24 protein-coding genes and 2 tRNA genes are annotated in these 22,863 nt (G+C 63.4%); 7 read left to right on the plus strand and 19 right to left on the minus strand.

Annotated features, from left to right (window positions below):
• Positions 1 to 18: 18 nt before the first annotated feature.
• Positions 19 to 1,131 carry an RNA ligase gene (locus tag IEY38_RS02705; RefSeq protein WP_188975129.1) on the plus strand — a complete coding sequence of 371 codons (1,113 nt, stop codon included), beginning with the start codon at positions 19 to 21 and terminating at the stop codon, positions 1,129 to 1,131.
• Positions 1,132 to 1,145: 14 nt separating this feature from the next.
• Here the strand turns inward: IEY38_RS02705 and IEY38_RS02710 are convergent, their stop codons facing one another.
• The 3 genes from IEY38_RS02710 to IEY38_RS02720 form a co-directional block, all read right to left on the minus strand.
• A complete protein-coding gene (locus tag IEY38_RS02710) occupies positions 1,146 to 2,987 on the minus strand; it encodes a UvrD-helicase domain-containing protein (protein ID WP_170096903.1) in 1,842 nt (613 codons plus the stop codon).
• An 81-nt stretch (positions 2,988 to 3,068) separates the two neighbouring features.
• On the minus strand, positions 3,069 to 3,368 hold the full coding sequence (locus IEY38_RS02715) for a DUF7521 family protein (RefSeq protein WP_170096902.1): 300 nt from the start codon (positions 3,366 to 3,368) through the stop codon (positions 3,069 to 3,071).
• A gap of 28 nt (positions 3,369 to 3,396) precedes the next feature.
• On the minus strand, positions 3,397 to 3,747 hold the full coding sequence (locus IEY38_RS02720) for an ArsR/SmtB family transcription factor (protein ID WP_004515333.1): 351 nt from the start codon (positions 3,745 to 3,747) through the stop codon (positions 3,397 to 3,399).
• Positions 3,748 to 3,879: 132 nt separating this feature from the next.
• Here IEY38_RS02720 and IEY38_RS02725 point away from each other — a divergent pair, with 132 nt between their 5' ends.
• The gene (locus IEY38_RS02725; RefSeq protein WP_005537300.1) at positions 3,880 to 4,377 is read left to right on the plus strand and encodes a PadR family transcriptional regulator; all 498 of its coding nucleotides are present in this window, start codon (positions 3,880 to 3,882) and stop codon (positions 4,375 to 4,377) included.
• 276 nt (positions 4,378 to 4,653) lie between these two features.
• Here IEY38_RS02725 and IEY38_RS02730 read toward each other — a convergent pair whose 3' ends face one another.
• Positions 4,654 to 4,833 (minus strand): HVO_0416 family zinc finger protein, encoded by a 180-nt coding sequence (locus IEY38_RS02730; protein WP_004515335.1) that lies wholly within the window; start codon positions 4,831 to 4,833, stop codon positions 4,654 to 4,656.
• A gap of 198 nt (positions 4,834 to 5,031) precedes the next feature.
• Entirely contained in the window at positions 5,032 to 5,604 is a 573-nt protein-coding gene (locus IEY38_RS02735) for a YbhB/YbcL family Raf kinase inhibitor-like protein (RefSeq protein ID WP_188975131.1), read from the minus strand.
• A 174-nt stretch (positions 5,605 to 5,778) separates the two neighbouring features.
• Between IEY38_RS02735 and IEY38_RS02740 the strand changes: the two genes are divergently transcribed.
• Positions 5,779 to 8,061, plus strand: coding sequence for a nitric-oxide reductase large subunit (locus IEY38_RS02740; protein WP_188975132.1), 2,283 nt, complete (start codon positions 5,779 to 5,781; stop codon positions 8,059 to 8,061).
• Between the two features lie 86 nt (positions 8,062 to 8,147).
• Here the strand turns inward: IEY38_RS02740 and IEY38_RS02745 are convergent, their stop codons facing one another.
• From IEY38_RS02745 to IEY38_RS02755, 3 genes are all read right to left on the minus strand, one after another.
• Positions 8,148 to 9,908 carry an alpha/beta hydrolase family protein gene (locus IEY38_RS02745; protein WP_188975134.1) on the minus strand — a complete coding sequence of 587 codons (1,761 nt, stop codon included), beginning with the start codon at positions 9,906 to 9,908 and terminating at the stop codon, positions 8,148 to 8,150.
• A 259-nt stretch (positions 9,909 to 10,167) separates the two neighbouring features.
• Positions 10,168 to 10,539: a hypothetical protein gene (locus IEY38_RS02750; RefSeq protein WP_188975136.1), complete on the minus strand. Its 372-nt coding sequence runs from the start codon at positions 10,537 to 10,539 to the stop codon at positions 10,168 to 10,170.
• An 82-nt stretch (positions 10,540 to 10,621) separates the two neighbouring features.
• Positions 10,622 to 11,611, minus strand: a complete 990-nt coding sequence (locus IEY38_RS02755; RefSeq protein WP_188975138.1) for a VOC family protein — start codon at positions 11,609 to 11,611, stop codon at positions 10,622 to 10,624.
• Between the two features lie 137 nt (positions 11,612 to 11,748).
• Between IEY38_RS02755 and IEY38_RS02760 the strand changes: the two genes are divergently transcribed.
• Complete coding sequence (locus tag IEY38_RS02760; protein WP_188975140.1) at positions 11,749 to 12,276, plus strand: phosphopantetheine adenylyltransferase; 528 nt, start codon at positions 11,749 to 11,751, stop codon at positions 12,274 to 12,276.
• A gap of 38 nt (positions 12,277 to 12,314) precedes the next feature.
• Here IEY38_RS02760 and IEY38_RS02765 read toward each other — a convergent pair whose 3' ends face one another.
• The 4 genes from IEY38_RS02765 to IEY38_RS02780 are packed head-to-tail and all read right to left on the minus strand — an operon-like array spanning position 12,315 to position 14,871.
• Positions 12,315 to 13,127: an energy-coupling factor ABC transporter ATP-binding protein gene (locus IEY38_RS02765; RefSeq protein WP_188975142.1), complete on the minus strand. Its 813-nt coding sequence runs from the start codon at positions 13,125 to 13,127 to the stop codon at positions 12,315 to 12,317.
• Positions 13,124 to 13,915: a cobalt ECF transporter T component CbiQ gene (gene cbiQ / locus IEY38_RS02770; RefSeq protein ID WP_188975144.1), complete on the minus strand. Its 792-nt coding sequence runs from the start codon at positions 13,913 to 13,915 to the stop codon at positions 13,124 to 13,126. The genes IEY38_RS02765 and cbiQ overlap by 4 nt, the downstream gene beginning before the upstream one ends.
• A gap of 3 nt (positions 13,916 to 13,918) precedes the next feature.
• Entirely contained in the window at positions 13,919 to 14,233 is a 315-nt protein-coding gene (locus IEY38_RS02775) for a PDGLE domain-containing protein (protein ID WP_188975146.1), read from the minus strand.
• Positions 14,233 to 14,871 carry an energy-coupling factor ABC transporter permease gene (locus IEY38_RS02780; RefSeq protein WP_188975149.1) on the minus strand — a complete coding sequence of 213 codons (639 nt, stop codon included), beginning with the start codon at positions 14,869 to 14,871 and terminating at the stop codon, positions 14,233 to 14,235. The genes IEY38_RS02775 and IEY38_RS02780 overlap by 1 nt, the downstream gene beginning before the upstream one ends.
• A 120-nt stretch (positions 14,872 to 14,991) precedes the next feature.
• On the opposite strand from IEY38_RS02780, the gene nikR reads away from it, so the two are divergent.
• Positions 14,992 to 15,402, plus strand: a complete 411-nt coding sequence (gene nikR / locus IEY38_RS02785) for a nickel-responsive transcriptional regulator NikR (protein ID WP_188975151.1) — start codon at positions 14,992 to 14,994, stop codon at positions 15,400 to 15,402.
• Positions 15,403 to 15,665: 263 nt separating this feature from the next.
• On the opposite strand, the gene IEY38_RS02790 is transcribed toward nikR, so the two are convergent.
• Together IEY38_RS02790 and IEY38_RS02795 are read right to left on the minus strand one after the other, a co-directional pair.
• Positions 15,666 to 17,339 (minus strand): HEAT repeat domain-containing protein, encoded by a 1,674-nt coding sequence (locus IEY38_RS02790; protein WP_188975153.1) that lies wholly within the window; start codon positions 17,337 to 17,339, stop codon positions 15,666 to 15,668.
• On the minus strand, positions 17,326 to 17,694 hold the full coding sequence (locus IEY38_RS02795; protein WP_188975155.1) for a hypothetical protein: 369 nt from the start codon (positions 17,692 to 17,694) through the stop codon (positions 17,326 to 17,328). The genes IEY38_RS02790 and IEY38_RS02795 overlap by 14 nt, the downstream gene beginning before the upstream one ends.
• 52 nt (positions 17,695 to 17,746) lie before the next feature.
• On the opposite strand from IEY38_RS02795, the gene IEY38_RS21910 reads away from it, so the two are divergent.
• The gene (locus IEY38_RS21910) at positions 17,747 to 17,956 is read left to right on the plus strand and encodes an HVO_A0114 family putative DNA-binding protein (protein ID WP_446685123.1); all 210 of its coding nucleotides are present in this window, start codon (positions 17,747 to 17,749) and stop codon (positions 17,954 to 17,956) included.
• A 107-nt stretch (positions 17,957 to 18,063) separates the two neighbouring features.
• On the opposite strand, the gene IEY38_RS02800 is transcribed toward IEY38_RS21910, so the two are convergent.
• Together IEY38_RS02800 and IEY38_RS02805 are read right to left on the minus strand one after the other, a co-directional pair.
• Positions 18,064 to 18,138 (minus strand) — tRNA-Ile (locus tag IEY38_RS02800).
• A 177-nt stretch (positions 18,139 to 18,315) separates the two neighbouring features.
• Positions 18,316 to 18,388 (minus strand) — tRNA-Asn (locus tag IEY38_RS02805).
• Positions 18,389 to 18,483: 95 nt separating this feature from the next.
• Here IEY38_RS02805 and cca point away from each other — a divergent pair.
• Complete coding sequence (cca, locus tag IEY38_RS02810; protein ID WP_188975157.1) at positions 18,484 to 19,884, plus strand: CCA tRNA nucleotidyltransferase; 1,401 nt, start codon at positions 18,484 to 18,486, stop codon at positions 19,882 to 19,884.
• On the opposite strand, the gene IEY38_RS02815 is transcribed toward cca, so the two are convergent.
• Genes IEY38_RS02815 through IEY38_RS02825 form a run of 3 tightly spaced genes read right to left on the minus strand, consistent with a single transcriptional unit; the run spans position 19,863 to position 22,860 of the window.
• Entirely contained in the window at positions 19,863 to 20,870 is a 1,008-nt protein-coding gene (locus IEY38_RS02815; protein ID WP_188975159.1) for a histone deacetylase family protein, read from the minus strand. The genes cca and IEY38_RS02815 overlap by 22 nt on opposite strands.
• Positions 20,871 to 21,308 carry a histone gene (locus IEY38_RS02820; protein ID WP_188975161.1) on the minus strand — a complete coding sequence of 146 codons (438 nt, stop codon included), beginning with the start codon at positions 21,306 to 21,308 and terminating at the stop codon, positions 20,871 to 20,873.
• A gap of 55 nt (positions 21,309 to 21,363) precedes the next feature.
• Positions 21,364 to 22,860: a single-stranded DNA binding protein gene (locus IEY38_RS02825; protein ID WP_188975163.1), complete on the minus strand. Its 1,497-nt coding sequence runs from the start codon at positions 22,858 to 22,860 to the stop codon at positions 21,364 to 21,366.
• Positions 22,861 to 22,863: the final 3 nt, after the last annotated feature.

The raw sequence follows: 22,863 nt of genomic DNA on the forward strand, positions 1-22,863 counted from the left end.
TGTCAACAAGAACCACGCATGTCGAGAGACTGGGGGTCGCTGTTCGATGTCGACACCGACCCCGAGGACCTGCTGGAACACTTCGATACCGAGTGGTTCCGTGGACAGCGGTACCGGCATCTCAGCGACGAGCGCCACGGCATCGAACGCGGAACGGCGCTCGTCGACGACGTGGTCGTTCGTGGCTATCCATCGATGCCACGCGCGCTCGTCCTCGAATCGGCGATTCGGGAGACATTCGACGGTCCCGTCGCCATCGAGGAGAAACTCAACGGCTACAACGTCAGAGTTGCGCGGATCGACGGCGATCTCCTGGCGTTCACCCGAAGCGGGTTCGTCTGTCCCTACACCACGCGGAAGGTGGAAGCGTTGCTAGACGCCGAGGCGTTCTTCGACGAGCACCCCGAGCAGATGCTGTGTGGCGAACTCGTCGGGCCAGAGAACCCCTACACAGACCACGACTACAGCGAGATCGATGAGGTCGGGTTCTACGTGTTCGGGATCCGCCACCGCGAGAGCGGGACGCCGATGGGTGTGGAGCGGCGACTCGACCAGTGTGTGACGTACGGCCTCGACAGCGTCGACCACTACGGGACGTTCACACCGACGGCGGCCGTCGACGCCGCACGCGAGCGAATCGACGATCTGAACGCTCGCGGACGGGAGGGGGTGGTCCTGAAATCGACAGACGGCGAGACGGCGCTGAAGTACACGACGAGCGCGATCCACCGAGCCGACCTCGAACACGCGTTCGAACTACCCTTCGACTACGGGCGAGACTTCGTCTTCACGCGCGTCATGCGGGAGGCCTTTCAGGCCGTCGAGCGCGGCGAATCGGCAGCGGCCGTCCGCGAGCGAGCACAGGCCCTTGGCGAGGCTATCCTCCAGCCTGCGGTCGAAACGATACGGGCGGTAGACGCGGGCGACCCGGTCGGCGAAACACATACCGTTCGCGGCGACCCGAGAACCATCGACGACTTGCTGTCGTACTTCCGCGAGCAGGGGCTGGAACTCCACGTCGAACACGACGAGACAGTTGGCGAGCAGCGGGCCGTCACGTTTACTAAGATCGCCCAGTCGACGCGTGACAAGACGAGGTACTACCTAGAGGGTGGGACAATCGACGAGTGAGAGAATCGCCTGCGTCAGTCGGCCGCGAGGGTCTCGCTGGCGTCGTCAAGCAGTTGCTCGATGGAGCGGTCACTCGGCTCGTTCTCTAACAACACGTCGATTGGGAGCGTCGGCGCGCCGTCGACGAGGTTCTCAAGCAGAACAAGCCGTTCGCGGGCCCGGGACATCCCGACGTAGAACACGCGCCGTTCGTTGTCGGTCAGCGTCGGGATGGGACTGGTGTGTTTCGTGAACTCGTCCATACCAGGGACCTCGATACCCTGCTGGTCGACCGTGGCGGCCATCTGCTCAACGACCTTCTCGGTGAGGTCGGTCGCGACGAACACGTGGTCGGCCTCGCGACCTTTGGCGGAGTGGATCGTCCCCACGCGGACGCGGTCGGCGTCCATCCCGGTGTAGTCGCCGGTGAAGTACGCGTCGACGGTCCGCTCCTGGAAGTTAGTCACCTTCCGGAGCATATCGCCCGCCGAGGCCGCGTCGGGGAGGAACGGCACGTGCTCCCGGACCACGTCGGGTTCGATCTCGATGTCGGCGATATCCTCGTCCTCGTGGGACTCGTCGATCTCCTCAAGTGCGTCGAAGAGGTCGTCGCGTTCGCCTGTGCCGAAGGCAGAGTCAACGAGCATGTCGGCAAGGCGGCGTGCTTCGAGCACCGTGAGCGGTTCGTCAGCTTCGACAGCTTCGAGCCCGTTGACGTACTGGGTGAGCCGGTCGGTCCACATCCGCTGGTCGGTGAGACAGGAGAATGGGATCCCGTTGTCGATGAACTCGTCGATGAACTGGAACATCTGGTAGCGGGCCCGGAACAGCACCATCACCGTCTCGTCGGACTGCTCGATGGTCCGCGTGACGTTCCGGGAGAGGTCGAACATCGAGGGGTTCTGAACCGCCTCGACGCGGCCGCCCTCTTTGCGCGGATTGAGGTCTTTCTCCTGACGCTTCTCGATGTGGCGAACCTCGCGGTTGACGACGTTCAGGATACGCGAGGGGAGACGGTAAGAGTTCGGCAGAACCTCGTCCTGAGTGACGACCTCCTCGAGCAGGAGGTCGGGGTCAGCGCCCTGCCAGGCGTAGACGACCTGGTCGTCGTCGCCGGCGATGAGGACCCGTTCCATGTGGGGTTTCCACTCGTCGTACACGTCGTACTGCAGCGTCGTGATGTCCTGAAACTCGTCGATGATGAGGTAGTCGACGTTGGGGAGCAGCGAGCGCTGGGCGACCCGTTCGAGCATGTCGGCAAAGCCGGTCAGGTCGTTCTCGCCTTTGTACGTGCGCCAGCCACGAATGGCGCTTGGCACGTCGATGCGGTCGTCGTCGGTCGGCCAAGTCGGCGTGTACTTGTTGCCGGTCTGTGCGTTGTCGTCGATCTCCGGCGGCAGTCGGACCTCTTCGTCGTCCCACTTGAACGGAACGTCGTACCAATCGGCCACGTCACGGCGGGTCCGCTGGAGCCACTGACTCGTCGCGATGATCTTGTTCCCGATGGTGGTCGAACGGGCCGACCGGCGTCGGGAGCCTTCGTACTCGTCCTCGTATTCGATACCGAACTCCTCGCAGAAGGCCTCCTTGTCGTCCTCACCGACGACATCACCGCGGGAGAGGTTCAGCAGTTCGTACGCCTTCGCGTGCATCGTACAGACGTTTCCGCGGAGAGCACGAGGGGACAGGCCGAGTCGGTCCGCAAGTCGCTCACGGATCTCGGCGGCCGCCGCACGCGTGTACGAGACAACCAGTACATCACGGAAATCGACGTCGTCGTCTTCCAGCAGTTCGTCGACGCGGTCGAGCAGCGCCGTCGTCTTCCCGCTACCGGGCCCACCGAACAGGCGGACAACCTCGGTGGTCGAATCAGTCATTGAACATGTAGTGGGACCGCGGCCAAATAAACAACGTGCTTTACTGGGACGACAACTGACGGGCGCACCCGAACGGATTTCTCATCGGTACAGCGACACGTACAGCATCGCGAATCCGATGATGAATGGGATTGTCTCCGCCATCTGGAAGAACACGCGAACGATGGCACCGGTCTCACCGGCGCTCAGTTGCGTGATGACGCTGGATATAGCAACGCCCATACTGATGAATGCAAAACCGACGAACGCGTACTGGAGGCGTTCCGACGGGCGTTTCCGGTAGGCCTGAAAGCTAATCAGGGTGATACCGAGCGTCAGCCCGAACACAACCATCCGCATCAGAATAAGCGCGCCACGGGCGATGGTCACGCCAGTCGTCATGCGGTCACCCGTTCACTGGTCGGCACGCTCATTCCGGGTTCAGCTCGTCCCAGAGCTGACTGAACCGGTCCGGGAGGTTTTCCTCCCGGTAGATGCGTACTTTGTACTCCTCGTCTTCGAGCGAGATGACCGTCGACTCGAAGTTGGACTCGTACACCTTGTAGTGGTTTCCGTCCTCGGCGACGAGCGTCCGGTCGGTGACGAGGTCGTACTCGTCGAGCAGTTCGATACGTCGATACACCGTCGGCAACGAGAGGTCGCACTCCTCTGCGAGTTCCTTCGCCGACTGCGGCTCTCGACTGATTGCGGCGAGCACACGGCGCGCGTGCTGGTCGCCGATCGTATCGAGAATCTCCTCGATGCTCTGTTCCTCAGCCACTACCCCAAGATTCGCGTCGTATTATATAAGCGTTTTCGAGCACTGTGGTGGTTTCACGCTCAGAAAACACTGCCCCGTTTATATCATGATAGCCATTGTAGCACTCACTGCGGATTGCGTTCAGGTGAGACGATGTCCGGAGACAACCTCCGTCGCGTGACGACGGGCAAGCTGCAGGGCCAGAACGCCGACGAGCAAGTGACCCCTCTCGGCGAGACAGAGCGCCCGGAATCGCATGACCCACCCAGTCGTGACGCCATCACGGAGTCGCTGTTGGATCCGGTCATTGACGATGTCGTCGACGGCGAGACCGCGGTCGATGACGGCCTGGTCACACAGAGTCTGGAAGAGATCCTACTGGCGATGATCGCAGTCGCCGATGGTGGTACCCACGGGACCGGACTGATGGAGGAACTGGAAGCCCAGTTCGGTGCCGAACTGAGTCCGGGGACAGTGTATCCCCGACTGCACGAGTTAGAAGCGGATGGCACGCTCCAGATGCACGAACTCGTTCAGACGAAACAGTACGGAATTGCGGACGACGCGGCTGCAAAAGAGCAGATTGCGACGTCCGCGTACCAACATCTCGCGCTCGGGCTGTTCCTCCATGCGTCGCTCGATGCGCTGTAACCACCGTAGACCGGTCAGTCCACCGACACACTACCCCCCAATTGTCGGCTACGAACCGGTCGGCCCGCCGACACATCACCCCCCAACCGTCGGCTGGCCACGTAGCGACTCCCCACTTCCTTTGTGCACAACGTGATACAGTCCCGACTGTCTGTGCCGCTGCTGTCCCGACAACAGACGTAGCGGGACACAGCCCGCAGAGAGTGAACTGTCGGTTCTGCGGGTCAGTACCACCGCTTCCGGATGAAAGGTGGAAGACCGAAAAGCGGAGTATCCTTACCGTACCGGTGTCCAGCCACACACCGAGCACTGTGCCGCTGTCGACTCATGAAGACCGCCGCAATCAGGGCACTGCTTCTTGTTATAGCTCTCTTCCCAACCACTCTGGTCCACGTCGTGGCCACGCTGGGAGAGGAACTCGTCGAACATATCGTCACTACTCGGTGCGGACGCCATACATGATATGGTATAGCACATCAGTATATAGGTTTAATGGTATTGTGAAACATTGCCATAAGTAACGACACACCGCGTGCGACGAGACGACCAGTCACAGCGAGCAGTGCCACTCAGGAACCGTACGACCAGCAGACAGCGCTAGATGAGCAGTCGTTCAGACAGTGCGCTGGACTCGATCGTGTCCGGTACCACCCGTTAGCTGTCGGTCTCAACCGGGTGGGTGTAGTCAACGGTGATGCGGGTGCTTGCGATGAGTGCGTTCGCGATGGTCTCTGACGCTTCTTCCTGCTCGGTTCCACCTTCGATAGATAGTTTCTCGCCGAGTGCGTACACCTGAAACCGATGTTCATAGGGCTGTCCGGCTGGTGGACACGGCGGTTCATACCCCGGCTCGTTGGGGGGCTGCGTTCCCTGTCGAGCGCCGCCGAGCGTATCGAGGGTCGGCTCGCGCGGGAGTCCGGCCGGAATCCGCTCCGTCTCCGGGGGGACGTTCCACAGCGTCCAGAACACCGGCTGGCTGAACACGCCACCGTCGTACTCGGCTGTGACGGCAAGCGCTGCCGTCGGCTCCGGGACACGCTCGATGACGAAGGGCGGCGACACGCCATCGCCGCCACAGGTGAACCGGGCCGGAAGCTCGTCTCCGGAACTGAACGCGGGGCTCGACACGTCGAAAGTCGATGCTGTGTCGTCCGACTGCCCGGTACAGCCCGCGCTCCCGACCAGTGCTGACACCCCGAGCGTCTGGACGAAGTGGCGACGGCGCATATCAGAGAGGAGGGGCAGGTCGTAATCTACCTTGTGATACCCCGCCACGTCTCACGCCGAATCCAGAGACAGGAGACCACCGGTCCCTATCAGGGCGAACATGTTCTCCCCCGTCGCCAGCGACTGGGAACGACTTATGCCCTTCTTATTTTGGGATGCTGGAGTTCCAACCACATGGAACTCAAACGCAAAACGATCGCGAAGGTGATCGCCGCCGCGTTCGTCTTCAACCTCATCGTCATGGGGGCCGGCGCGTGGATCGCGTATCAGGAAGCGCCACCTATCCCCGAACAGGTTGTCGGACCCGACGGCGAGACGCTCGTCACGGGAGAGGACATCCGCGACGGAAAGAAGGCGTTCCAGAAGAACGGGCTGATGAACCACGGGTCGATTCTCGGAAACGGCGCGTACTACGGCGCGGACTACACCGCCGACTCACTGGAGTTGAAGACCCAGTATATGCGGACGTACTACGCCGAAGAGCGCTACGGGTCCGAGTACAAATCGCTGTCGACGGCCGAACAGGCCGCCGTCGATGACGACGTGAAACAGGACCTCAGTGGGGAGTACGAGGGCGGAAACATCGAGTACTCCGCCGCAGAGTTGTACGCCCACCAGCAGGTCCGTCAGGAGTACGTCGAACGATATCACGAAGGGAGCCACGAACGGGGCGTCCCCGAGGGGATGATCGACTCCGAAGCCGACGCCCGCCAGTTCGCCGACTTCGCCATGTGGACGGCGTGGTTCTCCCACACCGACCGGCCGGGCGGCGAACACTCCTACACGAACGACTGGCCCTACGAGCCTGCCGCCGGTAACGACGCAACCGGCGCGGCGATGACCTGGAGCGTCATCGCGATGGTCCTCCTCGTCGGTGCTGCCGGTGGTGGCATCTGGCTGTACCAGTCTGTCAGTCTCCCGGAGCCGTCCGCTGGCGACCTCTCGGTGCCCGAACCGGGCGACGTGAGCATCTTCCCCAGCCAGCGGGCCGCCTTGCGGTTCATCCCGGTTGCCGCCGGATTGTTCCTTGCACAGGTGTTGCTCGGTGGGTTACTCGCTCACTTCTACATCGAACGAGCCGGCTTCTTCGGCGTCGAGGAAATATTCGGCGTCCCAATCCTCCAGCTACTGCCCTTTGCCATAGCGAAGACCTGGCACATCGACCTGGGCATCCTCTGGATCGCCGCGACGTGGCTCGGTGCAGGGCTGTTCCTTCCACCGCTGCTGACTGGCCACGAACCCAGTCGCCAGTCGACGTATATCAACACGCTACTCGGAGCTATCGTCGTCGTCACCGTCGGCGGCCTCGGCGGTATCTGGCTCGGCTCCCAGGGTTACTTCGGTGACCTCTGGTGGATCGTCGGCAACGAGGGACTGGAGTACCTCGAAGTCGGGAAGCTCTGGCAGGTCGGGCTGTTCGTCGGCTTCGGCCTGTGGGCCGTCCTCTCGATCCGAGGCCTGAAGCCGCTGCTGGACCGCGAGCCGGTGTTCGGCCTCGCACACATGATCCTGTACGCCGGCGGCTCCATCGCCCTGCTGTTTACCGCCGGGTTCTTCTTTACTCCCGAGACCAACATCGCCGTCACGGAGTTCTGGCGCTGGTGGGTCGTCCACATGTGGGTCGAAGGTGCCTTCGAGTTCTTCATCGTCGCCATCATCGGCCTGACGCTGGTGTCCATGAACCTGCTCAGCCGCCGCAGTGCGGAGAAGGCGGTCATGTTTCAGGCATTGCTGGTGATGAGTACGGGCGTCATCGGCGTCTCCCACCACTACTGGTGGGTCGGGATGCCCGACATGTGGGTACCCATCGGGAGCGTGTTCTCGACGCTGGAACTGCTCCCGCTGGTGTTCATCCTCTACGAGGCGCTGGGCCAGTATCGGGCGATGTCCGAGACCGGCGGGTTCCCCTACAAGCTCCCGTTCATGTTCATCATCGCCAGCGGGGTCTGGAACTTCGTCGGGGCCGGCGTGCTCGGGTTCTTCATCAACCTCCCGCTGATCAACTACTACGAGCACGGGACCTACCTCACGGTCGGCCACGCCCACGCCGCGATGTTCGGGGCCTTCGGCTTCCTCGCGCTGGGGATGGTCACCTACATGCTCCAGCTCGCTATCAAGCCCGGCCGCTGGGACGGCTCTTGGCTCCGGGCGGCGTTCTGGTGCTGGAACGTCGGCCTGACGCTGATGGTGTTCGTCTCCGTCCTGCCCGTGGGCTTCCTCCAGCTGGAGGCGGCGTTCACCGGTAGCTACGCCGCGGCCCGGAGCGTGGCGTTCTACAACCAGCCGATCGTCCAGACGCTGTTCTGGGCGCGACTCCCCGGTGACACGCTCATCATCCTCGGGACGGCTATCTACGCGGCCGACCTGATCCGCAAGCGGTTCGTCCTCCGAAGGTCCGAGGACGACCCCACGGTCGAGGACATGGCCGTCGCGGAGGGCGTGATGGGCGACGACTGAGCCGCAGTCGGGTTTCGGCTGTGCGCCGTCACGGCTGAACCTCGATGCGACTGACAGGGGCGAGAAAAGAGAAGGAAACGCCGGGTCTAGACGGGGAACTGCGTCGCCGTTCCGGCGACGATGACCCACGTCACGAGGACGGCGTTGATCGTCGCGCCGACCCAGACCCGACCCGTCTTTCTGAAGAAGTACGTGCTAACGAAGGCCACGATGCTGAGCAGGGCGACGAACTGCAGCGCCAGGATTGTCAGCAGTGGGTGGCCAAGCGGCAGGGGCTGGCCGGTCAGCAACGGAATATACTGAATCGCCAGTAGCACGACGAACCCACCGACGACGATGAGCCAGTTCATCGCCATCGCATGGCGAAGCGACCGGGACTCGCCCTCGGGACGGAGCTGGCCGTGCAGGAGCGCGCCGAGAACGACGAAGAAGGCAAACAGCGGCAGGAGATACGAGAAGCTAATCCGGAACTGCGCCGGGGACAGGAGTTTGATGGCGAACACCCAGATACGGAAGTCCGTCTGGAACAGGAACGCCACAACGGCTTCAAACAGGTACAGCACGCCGACGGTAGCGACGCCGGCTAAGACCGAGACGCCGAGCGTTCGTGCACCGTCGCCCGTATCGAGGCCGTAGTTCGCCAGCGACACCGACGGGTCGTCCGCGTTGCTCGTGTAATGCCACACCGCAAACAACACCGCCGTGATGACCGTGTTCCCCAGCGCCCAGACGATCACACCGTTGTTGATCTGCTGTGGGAACAGCCAACTGAGCCCGATGATCGACGGTGCGATGTCCTGCAACGGGAAGTACGTCACAATCGGGATAGCCGCTGCGAGGAGCGACGCCGCGTACCGCTTGGCGCCGGTCATCCCCTTCCCATCAGGATACTCCCGCCGGAGCCTGTCAGTCGATACTCGTTCGATGAGCAGCCCGCCGGCCGGGAACAGTGACAGCACACCGCCGATGAGGGCGATAAAGGTCCCCAGCGATTTCCAGTACCAGACCTGATTGCCAGGGTCCATCTCGTCTTCACCTTCGAGCGTGAGCTGGAGCCATTCGATGGACGCGCCGATAGCTGTGGTCGAGAGGTGGTCGCCGGGATGGGTCGTTGCCGGTGTGTACAGCCGGCGTGCGGTCCCATCGTCGACGCTGCCGTAGGTACGCCCCTCCTCGACGGCGCTGTCCGTCCCGAACACCGTCTGGAGTTTTCCGCTCTGTTCAACGTCGGAAGCACTCGCCGTCCCCCACATCAGCGGGGAGAACTCGTCGTATTCGCTGAACACGACGGCGAAGTTCCGCGGGAACGAGTCAGTGCCTTTGGGGGCGCGGTTCGATCCAGTGGATGACCCCTCAATGACCATCGATTCGTACCCGTCCGGGTGGGCTGCGGCCGCCGTGACGACGGTCCAACCGCCCATTGAGTGCCCTTCGAGCCCGATGTTTTCGTTGTCGACGTAGTCCAGCGACCGAAGGTATTCGAGGCTGTCGGGGCCACCATAGCCGTTCTTGAACGCTGGCGGGTCCGAGTAGCCGTGGCCGGTCTGGTCGATAGCGAGGACGACGAAACCACGCCGTGCGTACTCGATCGCGAACGGCGATTGCGTCTCTTTCGAATTGATGTACCCGTGGACGGCCAACACCCCCGGTTGCGGGGAAGCGCTACTCGCCTCTTCAGGGATGTACAGCGTCCCGCTCATCATCGTTCCGTTGGTCCCGGAGAACGTCACGTCGCGAACCTCCACGGAACCGCCGTCTGTCTGTACCGTCCATGCGAGCCCGCTTCCGCTGAATATCAGGAGTACCGACACTGCAGCTACGATCCACAGTCGTCTATCATCGTTCATGACATTACCACGAGGACAGGTGAAACACTCAGTGAATTAAAGTTACTGTAAACTCCAAGCCGACGGTAAAGAATTGAGAGCGAACCTGAAAATGAGACATTGACCCGTTAAAAAGAGGGGATGGGTCTTCTCCCACGTAGTGTACCGTCTCTCAGCTATCATTCATTACCAGTTATCAAGCGTTGCCGATAAACCGACGTTCTACGCATCTATGCGCACAATAGCCGCTCTCACTCCGTCACCCACCTCACCGACGAGGTTACGCGCCGCCGAGTTCGTTGGTCCAGAGATGCTCGATATCGGCTTCGAGATCGGCCGTATCGAGCGCCTCGACACCGGAGAGGTACTCGCGGGCGTCAGTGAGGTGCTGCTGGACAGCGGCCACGTCGTCGACCGACTTCGCGGCACAGAGCGATACCCGCGCTCGGTTGATCTCCAGTCGCTCCCCGAGCGCCTGCGTCATCGGGATGTCGTACTCGTCGCTGAGTTGTGCGATGCGGTCCAGCACGCCTGTCGGGACTTCCAGTTGCGCCGCAATGTCCCTCGACGGCAGGTCGACGGTCACGTCGGTCGTCTCACACTCACTCTCCCCCCACGGCGCGATAACGTACTCCTGTCCCTCTGTGGACATGTAACACTGGACATCCCGGACACGCATATTTACTCGCAGACTAACAGAGGGAATGTAGCGGATACCGATCGATTCGGTAGCGTTAGTCGTCGGCTTCCGCGGCCTCTGGCCGGGGAATTGTCACGTCCGTGAGCCCCGCTTCGATTTCCTCGCGCCGACCCTCAAACTTCCCGGGCAGCACCAGCCGGCCACCGAGGTCATCAAGCGGTTCGTCGCTGTCGTAGCCGGGGCCGCTTGTGGCGAGTTCGAACAGCACACCGCCGAACTCCCGGAAGTAGACCGAGCGGAACCAGTGGCGGTCGATCTGTGACGTGGGGCGCAGCCCCGCACCGCGAACGGCCTCGCGCATCGACTGCTGGTCCTCATCAGTCGGCGTCTGGAAGGCGACGTGATGGACCGTGCCGTGGCCCTGACGGCCACCCTCGATAGTCGGCAACACGTCGACGTACTTCCCGACGGTCCCCGTCGCGGCGAAGCGGGTCCGCTCGTCGCCGGGCGTGTCGCCCTGTGCCTGCTCGGTACCGACTTCTTCTAAGCCCATCGTCTGGAGCAGTTCCTCCGTGGGTTCGGGGTCAGCCAGCCACAGCGTCACGGAGTGGAAGCCGCGGATCGCGGCGTCTTCGGGGACGAACTCCGTCCACGGTTCGGTCGGGTCGTCGTCAGGAATCTCGACTTCGACCAGTTCGACCGGCAACCCGTCCGGGTCGCGGAACGGAAGGACAGTCTCGTCGAAGCGCTCGACGCGGTCGTCGTAGTCGACGCCGTACTCGTCGAAGCGGTCCTCCCAGTAGTCGAGGCTCCCTTCGGGAACACGGAATGCAGTGCGTGAAACCTGTCCGGAGCCGACCTTCCCCTGTGCGTGATCCTCCCACGGGAAGAACGTCATGCTCGTCCCCGGGTTCCCCTCGGCATCAGCGAAGAAGAAGTGGTACGTACTGGGGTCGTCCTGATTGATCGAGCGCTTGACGAGCCTGAGCCCGAGCGTCTCGACCCAGAAGTCCATGTTCTGCTGCGGGTCGCTCGCGATGCATGTGACGTGGTGGATACCCGGTGTCGGGGTGACTTCGGTCATTGGTATCAATACGTGCCGGAGCTACTTGAGTGACTGCTGACGCGAGTGTTACCGGGTTACAGTCGATGGAAGCAGTTGGCGCTGACGAGTCATGCGACGGACAGCAGTTATATATGACACTGGTGGGACATTCGCGTATGGCAGACGCGGACCGGACAGCGATTCTCGGCGGAACCTTCACACCGATTCACAACGGCCACCGGGCGCTCCTGCACAAAGCGTTTCAGACCGCAAGCCACGACGGGAGCGGCGACGGGCACGTCATCGTCGGTCTGACCAGCCCCGAACTGGCCACAGAGACGCGTAGCGACCCGACGCACGTCGACCAGTTGGGTGCGTACGATGACCGTCGAAGCGCGCTCGCTTCCGAGTTGGACCAGCTGGGTGAGCCGTACACCGCCACGTATGAGATCGTCCGGTTAGACGACACGCAAGGACCGGCCGCGACACGGGCGGACGTGGATGCGCTCGTCGCGTCGCCGGAGGCAAAGGCACAGCGCCGCGCCTACGAACTCAATCAGCAGCGGCGGGACGCGGGACTCCACCCGCTGGAAATCCACACGCCACCGTTCGTCGTGGCGGAAGACGGCACGCGAATCAGCAGCACCCGGATTCGGAACGGCGAAATCGACGTACACGGCCGCCTGCTCGATGCGTCGGAGTGACAGCGGTCAGTTAGAAGTCCACCCTCGGATCCGGACCGTCATTCTATGGTATCTAAACCAGCCGCATCCAGCTGTTCGGCGGCATTATCGACAGTCAGCGGCACGTCCGCTGTTCGACCCTCGAACAGTCTGACGACCTGTGGCGGGCGCAGATCACAGTCCCGCAGCAGGTCGGTGTCGGTCAGGATACGTCGGGTCGGCCCCCTCGAAGCAATCGTACCGGCATCGTCAAGCAGCAGCACCCGGTCTGCGACGTGTGGAACGAGTTCGGTATCCGGCGTCGAAACAACGAGCGTGACGCCGTCGGCCGCGAGGTCGTCGAGCAGGTCGAGAATCGTTTTCCGGTTCGCGGCGTCGACGTTGCTCACCGGCTCATCGAGCAACAGTACGTCTGGTTCGACGGTGAGCGCGCTGGCGAGGGCGGCCCGGCGCTGCTCGCCACCGCTGAGTCGGAACGGCGGCTTCGACAGGAGGCCGTCGAGGTCAAGTCGGTCTGCGACTCGCTCAACGCGGCGGTCGACTTCCGCGCGGTCGCAGTCGAGCTGTGCCGGCCCGTAGGCGAGATCCTCCCGGACGGTCGGATTGAACAGGTAATCGGCAGGGTTTTGCGTGAGGACGCTCAGCCGACTACGGACGGTATCGGCGTCGGTCGTCTCCCCGAAGTACCGGACTTGCCCGCCGTCAGGGTCGACCAGACTGCCCAGCAGTTCCAGCAGCGTCGACTTGCCGGCCCCGTTCGGACCGAGCAGTGCCACACGCTCGCCGCGCTCGATGGATGCGTCGACGCCGTCGACGGCCAGCGTTTCGTCCGGGTACGCGTACCGGAGATCAGTGGCCTCGATGGCAGTCACGCGACCACCACCACGACGGCGAGTGCGACGACCAGACCGAAGGCGAGGTCGGCTCGTCCAAGCGGCTCCCTCGGCTGTACCGGCGTCGAGCCAGTGCCGCCGCGGGCGCGGGCGGCCCGCTGGACCCGCTCGCCGCGTTCTAGGCTCCGGACGAGAAACGAGCCCACGAAGTGGCCCGAATCGCGCCAGTTCCGGCGGAGACTCGGCTCGGCGATGGTTCTGCTCCGTCGAGCCCGGACCATGCGTTCGAGTTCGGCGAAAAAGAGGAGGAGATAACGGTACGTGATTCCGAGCAGTGAGACGGCAATCGGTGGTGCTCGGAGCCGGCGAAACGCTGCCAGCAGGTCGGCGAAACGAGTCGTCAACAGCAGCACGGACAGGAAACCGACACACGCGGTTACGCGGACAGCAAACGTGAGCACGTAGTCGACGCCAGCGGCCGAGAGCGGGAGCGCGCCCAGCGAGGGGCCGCCCATCAAGAACGCTTGCGGCGCGACGACCACGAACGCGAACGCTGGCGGCCCGGTCAGCCGACTCAGGAAGGTCCGAACGGGGACCCGAGAAAGGGCCGCGAGCACTGTGGCAAAAAGCGCGAGCGCGCTGACGACGGCCAGCGCCCGCTGTGTCACAGTCAGGGCGACAAGCGTCGCAATACCGACGAGCTTGACCGTCGGCGTGACGGCCTGGAGAAACCCGTCCCGGTCCGGCAGGTCCTCTGCGAGCAAGAACCACTGGGCGCTGGCCGCGATGGCCGCGACGGTCCGGTCGAGCAGATCTCTACCGGACATCAGCTACTGTCGCTGGTCGGTGTCCGCCCCGAGCAGGCGACCGATGCCAGCACCGAGAAGGAGCGTCAGTGCCGTCCCGACGACAGCCGACACGAACGTCCCGGTTGCACCGCCGAGGCCGGGGACGCCGTAGTCGGGGAACAGCGCGGAACCGATGGCGGTGGCGTGTTCCGTCGCGCCGGTCGCCTCGGCAGCATTCTCCAGCGGTTCAGCGTAGCCGACCTGGCCAGCCGCCCACCCGAACACCGGCGCGAGCAGCGTCAGGACCAGCAGCGCGGCGAGCGCACGAGGCAGCCAGTCGGGGCGGTTCCGAGCCATCACGCGCTCACCTCCGGAGCGGCGTTCGGCCGGAGGTCGGGGCGAGCACGGGCGAGGTAGCGGTAGACCGAGGCGGTGATGGCCCCCTCAATCAACCCCAGCACGAGGTGCCCGACACCCATTATCGACAGCGTCGTCAACAACTGGTACTGGAACGCCGACGAAAGGCCGAGCTGGAGCGCGGCGGTCAGTGCGCCGGCCGTGATTCCCAACCACCCCGCGACGAAGGCGGCGCGGAACTCGCCGTAGGGGACGAGCAGGCGATAGAGGGCGTAGCCGACGTACACTTCGACGACAGCCATGTTGAATACGTTCGCACCAAGCACCACGAGCCCGCCGTCGCCGAAGACGAGCGCCTGAATCGTGACGACAGTCGCGACACAGAGTGCGCCCAGATGCGGGCCGAGAAGGATCGCCGCGAACGCACCCCCGACGAAGTGTGCGCTGGTGCCGCCCGGAATCGGCCAGTCAAGCATCTGTGCGGCGAAGATGCTCGCGGCGACGACACCGAGCAGCGGCGCGCGCGCGTCGGATATCTCACCGTTGACGCGCTTGGCAGCGACGCTCAGGACGACGACCGCAAGCGCACCGAACAGCAGCGCAAGCGGCAGATCAATATATCCGTCGGGAATGTGCATACTACTCAGGTCTGGCCCCGGCGCAGTAATAATACTTTTTCATCGGGCAGTATTACTGCCGGTGGGTGAGTATTACCGAAGCCCGGATATCCATATGCGGGCCCATCCCTATCGACACACATGAGTGACGATCTCGACCGGATCAGTCTGACACTCCCGTCGTCGATGGTCGACCGGCTCGACGGCATCGTCGACGAATGGGAATACGCGAGCCGGTCGGAGGCGATACGGGACTCGCTCCGTGACTTCTTTGCGACCTACGAGTGGGAGTCCGGTGACGAGCAACACCACCATGGGACCATTGTCATCGTGCACGACCACCACGTCTCGGGTATCGCTGACGAACTCCAGACGGTCCAACACGAGATGGCCGACATCATCACCTCCGTCCAGCATATCCACCTCTCTCACGACACCTGTATGGAGACGCTGGTCGTCGAGGGCGCGGGTAACAGAATTACTGAACTGGCCAACCGGCTCCGGGCGATCGGGGGCGTCCAGCAGGTCAAGGTCGTCGTTGTGGACGAGTGAGCAGCGGACGGTGAGCGAGGGCGGGCCCGAAGCGATAGGGCTATTCGGTCCAGCAGATATTCATCTTACAAGTGGTTTTGAGACGGCAGAAATGGGCCCGACGGGGATACTCCAGAAAGTTCGGGGCCGTCAGCTAGCTGTGGTGAAATTTTTTACGGTCTATACTGCGGTTTTAGAACAGCGTCAAGAGGTGGTGCGAGCGATGTCGGGGCATCTATGAAGCGCATCGGCAGATCATGCAACACGTTCATTCCCCACCACTCTCAGCGAAGGCCGGCAGCCTCCGCGGCGTCCGTCTCCAGCGGGTCGACCGGATCGCCATCGTCGTCGAACGCGCCCTGATTGTAGAGGTCGACGAACGGATCGAACCGCTCGGGAAGGACGGACAGCCCCTCTTCCTGGAGCGCGACGAGCGCCCGAATGGCGAAGCAGCGGTACTTCTCCGACCGGTCGGTTCCAACAGTTTCGACCAGCGTCTCGGCCAGGTCGTCTGGAACCGTCTCCCAGTGCTCGGCCGTCTCCTCAATCAGTTGCGAGTGCTGGAATCGAAGGGGCGACTCCAACTCGGCGTGGGCGTACGCGCCGGGAACGACGTGGGCCGCGAGCTCTGGATGGGCTTCGACGAGCGCAGTCATCGTCTTGCGGACATCGTTTCTGGACAGGTTCTCCGCGAGGATTTCCGGGACACCTTCGATGGTAGCTGGGTTCCGGTCGGCCACGTTGACCACGAGGTTGCGGTAAAACCGCGAGCTGTAGTCGAGTTCACCCTCAACGAGTAGCCGATAGCCTTGGCGGAGCTGGTAAGCGACGAATTCCGGGTGGTCCGGTGCGAGGAGTGCGAGCGGGTCGTTCCCGTCAGTTGCCTTTGTATCCCGGGCAATCACGCCGGCCAATGTCTCGGCGGGCGGGTCGAACGACCGGTCGCTAGCACGGACCAGCCGTGAGAGGGCGATCAAATCGGGATCTTCATTCCGCCAGCGGTCGGTGCTCGTATTCGCGACCGTGAATCTCGTCTGGAGGTGGGCGTAGATAGGGGCGATAGCGTCTTGTCGGACGAGAGCCACTCTGAGTGCGAGTCGTGGGAACTGCCAGCCTAGCGCCCTTGCGTCGGTCCGCTGGGCAGCAGTGACGATGTCGTCCGCGATGTCTTCGATGTCGATATCCCCCGCCGACACGAGCGTATCTAGCAGTCCAGCCGCCCACGTACGGACCCTGCGGCGTTCGTCGTGGAGGCGCTCGGCGATTGCCCCCGCATGGTCGGCCAAGAGTGACCCGTCATACTCGCCGAATCCCTGCTCGAGCGTCATGAGTGCCGCGTGACGGGTCGACGCGACTGGACGGGTATACGTACAGTATCCGTTCACCGGGTCCCCGAACGTCTCGACCAGGGTTTCGACTGCGGTCTCAGGGTCGGGGTGAGCGCCGAGCAGCGCCGCTCCGTGTGCGAAAAATACCTTCCCAATTCGTCGTCGGACCGCAGGGTCGGGGTCGTGTAACCGCTCGACCAACGTCGCGGCGATGTGTTCCGATGGGAGTGGTCGGAACTCGGTATCGTCGAGCGCCTCGTCTACAATGTCCCCGAGGCGACGAGCATTTGCTGCTGCCTGGCGGACGACTGGGAACTCATCATCGAGGGCTTCGAAGGCTGCTGCGACGAACTCGGTCCGATCGATGATATTCTCGTCCGCATAGTACTCGCCGCCATAGACGCCGACGTGACCGGCTAGAATCGCACCGACGCTCCTGACCGTAGGATCGTCGTCGTCGAGCATCGCCAGAGACTGCGTGAAAAGGGCCGGTGGGAAGTTCCCCCACTTGTTGATATCATCGAGTAACACCTCCTGGACTTGTATCGCGATTGCGGCCCGTTCGTCCGGGTCGGCCCCATCGAGTCGGCGACCCAGGTCTGCGAGGTCGTCGGCGTCAGACGGCGGCATGGATCCCGTAGCGCATCCGGTAGTAGTCGAAATGTTCACCGTACCACCAGCGACCAGGAGTCGACCGCAGTCCGTCGGTCGGCTCCGTCGACTCGTCGAAGTCTTCGTAGTACTCGCTGCTTGTCCCACCTCCGCCTCCCTCCTGTGACGCAACCCAAACCAAACGGTCGATGTGGTCACTCACTGCACGGAGGTCCGACACTGGCCCGGCGTGATACTCCCCGAACAGGACCACCGAATCGTCGACCTGTTGTCCGCCCCGTGCCCATTCGCTGTCGAGGCCTGCCTCGAGTACCACTTCCGGATCGCCATCCCCTGCTAATTCCGCGACGATCCAGTACTGATGTTCCGCCATAGCGAGGGGTCACAGTAATCCCACTAAATCCTGTTGGACAGTAGTGTACTCAATGTCCGCAGCCACTGAGCTATACGTCCCGACCTTCGGTAAGATCATACATGAAGAGCCCGATAGCATTTGCGAGACGGCACGACTGGTCTGCCGTAATAAAAAGAACGTCCACAAAGAATTGACCACACTCGAAGCGCTGGGTGTTATCCGCTTCGAGGCGGTCGGACGGGCAAAGAAATCGGTGTTCCCTACGACGAAATCGTCGTGACGCCGCTTGCTCACGACACCGGGGGACGGGACCACTGCCGCCCCCTAAATCTGTGTTCTCTCGGCCGTTTCGTACATACGCTCGCGCGGGTCGTTCGCGTTGGTAAATGGGCCCTGCCGGATTTGAACCAGCGCTCAATCGGTTATGAGCCGATCGCTTTAACCAGACTAAGCTAAGGGCCCTCAGAATGGTGTTGATGAGTCCGCATCTTTAGCCTGTCGGGTTGGAGTAGTGGGGTTCGGAGATACAACTGGCCGATACAGAGTGTCAATACATCGCTCGTATGTTCACGCTCCAGCGCCGTAGAAGCCGATAGCAGCAGAGTCGCAGCGCTCGTCGGTTAGTGAGTGAAAGAATGACGCCACCGCCAGGGCTCGAACCTGGGACAACCTGGGTAACAACCAGGTGCTCTACCAACTGAGCTACGGCGGCGCGAACGCATTCAGTCATTGCCAGAGTTGGTAATTAGGGCTTTCGTTTCCAGTCGGCATCGACACGCTTTCACGCACTTGTGCGCAAGCGGCGGTATGAGCGATGAGTTCGACGCCGTCGTCGATACGGTGCGAGCGCGGGTCTCGCCCACTGACGACGAACGAGCGCAATTACAGCGGGTTGCCGACGCGGTGATGGCCGACGCCGAAGCAGCCATCGCCGACCTCCCGGTCGGGGCTGAGGTCGTGCAGGTCGGCTCGACGGCACGGGGAACGTGGACCGCTGGGGACCGAGACGTGGACGTGTTTGTCTGCTTTCCGCCGTCTCTCGATCGGGAGCAGTTGGAGGAGTACGGGCTGGCCGTCGGGCACGATGTCTTGCCCGATGGGCGCGAGGAGTACGCCGAGCACCCCTACGTCGTCGGCGAGCGCGAAGGGTATGCCGTGGACCTGGTGCCCTGCTATGCGGTCGAGGACGCCACCGAGATCCAGTCCGCGGTGGATCGGACGCCGTTCCATACCAGATATTTGCAGGAGCGTCTCGACGACGATAGCGCTGGCGAGGTCCGGGTGGCAAAACAGTTCCTGAAAGGCATCGGTGTCTACGGGAGCGACCTCCGGACACAGGGGTTCTCTGGGTATTTGATGGAATTACTGGTGCTTGAGTACGGCTGCTTCCGGGCGTTCGTCGAGGCAGTCGCGGACTGGCACCCGCCGGTTCGGCTGGACCCCGAGAGCCACGGGAGCGAGACGTTCGACGACCCGCTGGTCGTCATCGACCCGACGGACCCGGAGCGCAACGTCGCGGCGGTACTGTCCGAAGCGAACGTCGCCACGCTCCAGCACCACGCCCGGACCCTCCTCGCCGAGCCGCGGGCGTCGCTGTTCACCGAGGACGACCCGGACCCGTTCGCAGCAGCAGACGTTGAGGCCGCAGTGTCACGGCGGGAGACGACGCCAGTCGCGCTCCGTTTCGCAGCCCCGGATGTCGTCGACGACCAGCTCTGGCCACAGCTCCGGAAGTCCCTCGACGGGCTCCGTAGCGAACTCGACCGACGTGAGTTCGAGGTCCTGCGATCGGCTGCGTTCGTCGAGGACGACAGCGGTGAGGCGGAACCGCTGGACACGGAGCGGCAGGAGCGGGACGCCGTCCTGCTGCTCGAATTCGCCGTCGCCGAACGGCCGACTGTCGAGCGCCACGAGGGACCGCCGGTGCACGTCCGCGAACACGCGAGCGGGTTCTTCGGGAAGTACGACGACGACCCCGACGTGGCCGGTCCGTTCATCGACGGCGACCGCTACGTCGTCGAGCGGCCACGGGCATTCACCACAGCTACTGGGTTCCTGTCGAGTGATGCCATCTACGACGTTGGGCTGGGACCGCGGATCGAGTCGGCACTGGAAACCGGGTACGAGGTACTGGTCGGCACAGACATCGCAGCGCTTGCCGACGGCTTTGGCGTCGACCTAGCGAGCTACTTCGAGCCGAAGCCCTGATCGGCGAGCGCATCGAGAACATCGCGGGCGTCGTCGCTGACGTCATCGTCCGGCTCCATCGGCTGGTAGCCGTCGAAGACTTCGTGAACGGTTGTAACCGAATCTGAGAGCGTATCGAGTCCGTACCCGCCTTCGAGAATGATCCCCAGCGCGGCGTCGCAGGTGTCTGTGAGCGAGCGCATCCGGTTGGTCATCGCGCCGTACCCCTCCGTCGAGACGCGCATCCGTGAGATCGGGTCGTGTTCGTGTGCGTCGAAGCCGGCACTGATGAGCAGCAGATCGGGGTCGTAGTCCTCTATCGCCGGCGCGATACACTCGTCGATTGCGGCGAGGTAGTCAGCGGTGTCAGCACCGGGCTTGTACTTCACGTTGAGGTTCGTGCCGTCGGCGTCGCCTTTGCCGGTCTCTTCGATATCACCCGTCCCGGGGTAGAGCCCGTCTTCGTGTATCGAGGCGTAGAACACGTCCGAGCGGTCGTAGAAGATGTCCTGTGTGCCGTTCCCGTGGTGAACGTCCCAGTCGAAGATGGCGACGCGGTCGGCGTCGGCTTCGAGGGCCGCCTGTGCGGCGACGGCCGCGTTGTTGATGAAGCAGAACCCCATCGCGTCGTCACCAACGGCGTGATGACCGGGTGGTCGGCCCAGAGAGAACGGCGTGTCGCGGCCGGTGTTGCCGTCAAGCGCGGCTTCTGCCACCCAGACAGCGAGGCCAGCTGAGGCGAGTGCGGCGTCCCACGTCTCCTCGACCGCGACGGTGTCGGCATCCCAGTTCCCGCCGCCGTCGTCGCAGAACTCGCGGAACTCCGCGATGTAGTCGGTGTCGTGGACCTCGCGCACGAGGTCGACATCGGCGTCATCGGCGGCGACGTACTCGACCCCGTGGTTTTCCTTGAGCGCTCGTCGTATCGCTCGAAGTCTGTCGGGACTCTCCGGATGTCGCGGGCCGGTGTCGTGGTCCAGACAGACCTCGCGGTAGCCGAAATTCATTCAGTAGTACTGTTCGAGTTCGAAGTACGTTTCGACGTCAGCTGCCTTGATCGTCCGACGGTCAGCGTGACGAGCCAACGTGGCGGCCGCGGCGGCCGTGTCGTCGGCGTACGTTTCGAGGATAGACGCGAGCGCGACGCGGGCATCCATGGCGACGCGGTAGTCGTCGTCGATGTCGAGCCGTGCGATGCGGTCGACCGGCGCGACGGGGAGTTCGAGGCCGTCCTTCTCCGGAACCCGCTCGATACCGAAGTCGGCCGGCATCAGCGTCTTTCGCCCGTCCGTGGTGGCCTCCGTGGCAGCCGTGACGGCAAGCGACGCGCCGTGGTCCTGTATTCGACGAGCCAGTTCCTCCGCAGCGTCGGCACTCACCCGGAGCCCGTCCGCGTTCCGCCGAATGACCGCATCCACCGGTGCGAACGGTAGCTCGACACTCATACCCAAACCCGGGAGTGTTGCGGTCTTAAGAGTTTCCGTAGCGTCGCTCGGCGACTCAGAACACGTCCTCAGCGTGGAGCCGGTCGTCACGGAGTTCACCACGGACCGTTACCTCCTGCCCTAACTGCACGCGCTCGCCGGTTTCGACACTCATCGTCTGCTCGCCGTCGTCGAGCACGACCGGGTCGCCGGTCTGGACGACGGTGCCGGTAAACTCCACCTGCTGGCCAGCGCTCTGTGCCCCACCGTCCGGAGAGGTCTCACCGGTGCCAGCGCTGACGGCGGCCGTCTCGTCGCCGCTGCTGGCGTCAGTGTCGTCCGTCTCGTTGCCGCTTCTGTCGTCAGTGTCGTCTCCCCCGCCGCCGAAGGATGACAAGCCGGCGTGCTCGGCGTCGGTTGTCTCGGTGCCGGCCCCGCCGCCCGCGCCACCAGTCGCCAGATCGGCGCCGTCGTCAAGCACGACAATCGTGGAGTTCCAACTCGCCGACGCTTCCTTGTCGTCCTGCCAGCCGTCCTGAATCTCGACATCGGCCGCGAGGACCTCGTCGCCCGGTGCGATGTCCTTGTCCGCCTTGTCGCCCCACAGCGCCACCCGGATGTCGCCCGTCGCGTCCTGAATGCGGACATTCCGGACCTGCCCCTCGCTGCCGTCGTCGCGGTCGAACGTCCGCTTGGGATCGGCCGAGCGCACGACGCCAGCAATATCGGCTGTCTCTTCGAGTTCGACTTCCGCGATTGGGTCCGCGTCGGGCTCGAAAGCCACGTCGTCTTCCACTTCGTCGACAGCCCCCTGATCGCCGACGTGGAGTTCCAGCGAGCCGTCCCGCTCCCGGACGTAGCCGTCGATTACTTCGACGGCCGCGCCGGCATCAAGTTCCTCGGCGCGGTCGGCCCGGTCGTCCCACAGCGTCACCCGGATGCGCCCCGTCTCGTCGCCGAGTGTGAGGTTCGAGACGCGGCCCTCGCTGCCGTCGTCCCGGTCGAACGTCCGGATCGAGTCGGTGTCGAGCACGAGCCCGCGCAGCGTCACGTCGGACTGGCCCATCGTCAGCGCGTCGATGGACGAACCAGCGCCCGGCTCCACGTCGATTGTGGCGTCCTCGTCCGGCTCCGCCTTGTCGACGGACACCTCTAGCCCGTTGTAGCCGTCCTTCGGCCGACCTTTGACCCGGAGCACGTCGCCGACCTCCAGTTGCCCCTCGTCGATGTCGACGGCCTGGCCGTCCCAGAAGGCGAGCCTGAGGCTGCCGCTCTCGTCGGCGGCTTCAACGTTGATCACCCGGCCGTCCTCGTCCTCGTCGTCGCGTTCGAAGGTCTTCAGGTCGCCGATGGCCATCACCTTGGCGAGGAATTTGACCTCGTCCATCCCGGGTTCGATATCGGCGATGGCGTTGACCTCGTTCTCGTTGAGTTCGTGGGCCAACAGCATCGCGGCCGTCTCCTCGTCGGCGAGCCCACCCATCTGCTCGACCTTCTCCTCGACGGCCTCGCGGAACTCCTCCTCGGGGACGTCCGTCTCTAAGTCCTCGTAAATGTCCTCTATCGCACCCATCTA

Origin of the sequence: Haloarcula sebkhae (assembly GCF_014647415.1) — an archaeon.
Classification (GTDB): Archaea; Halobacteriota; Halobacteria; order Halobacteriales; family Haloarculaceae; genus Haloarcula; species Haloarcula sebkhae.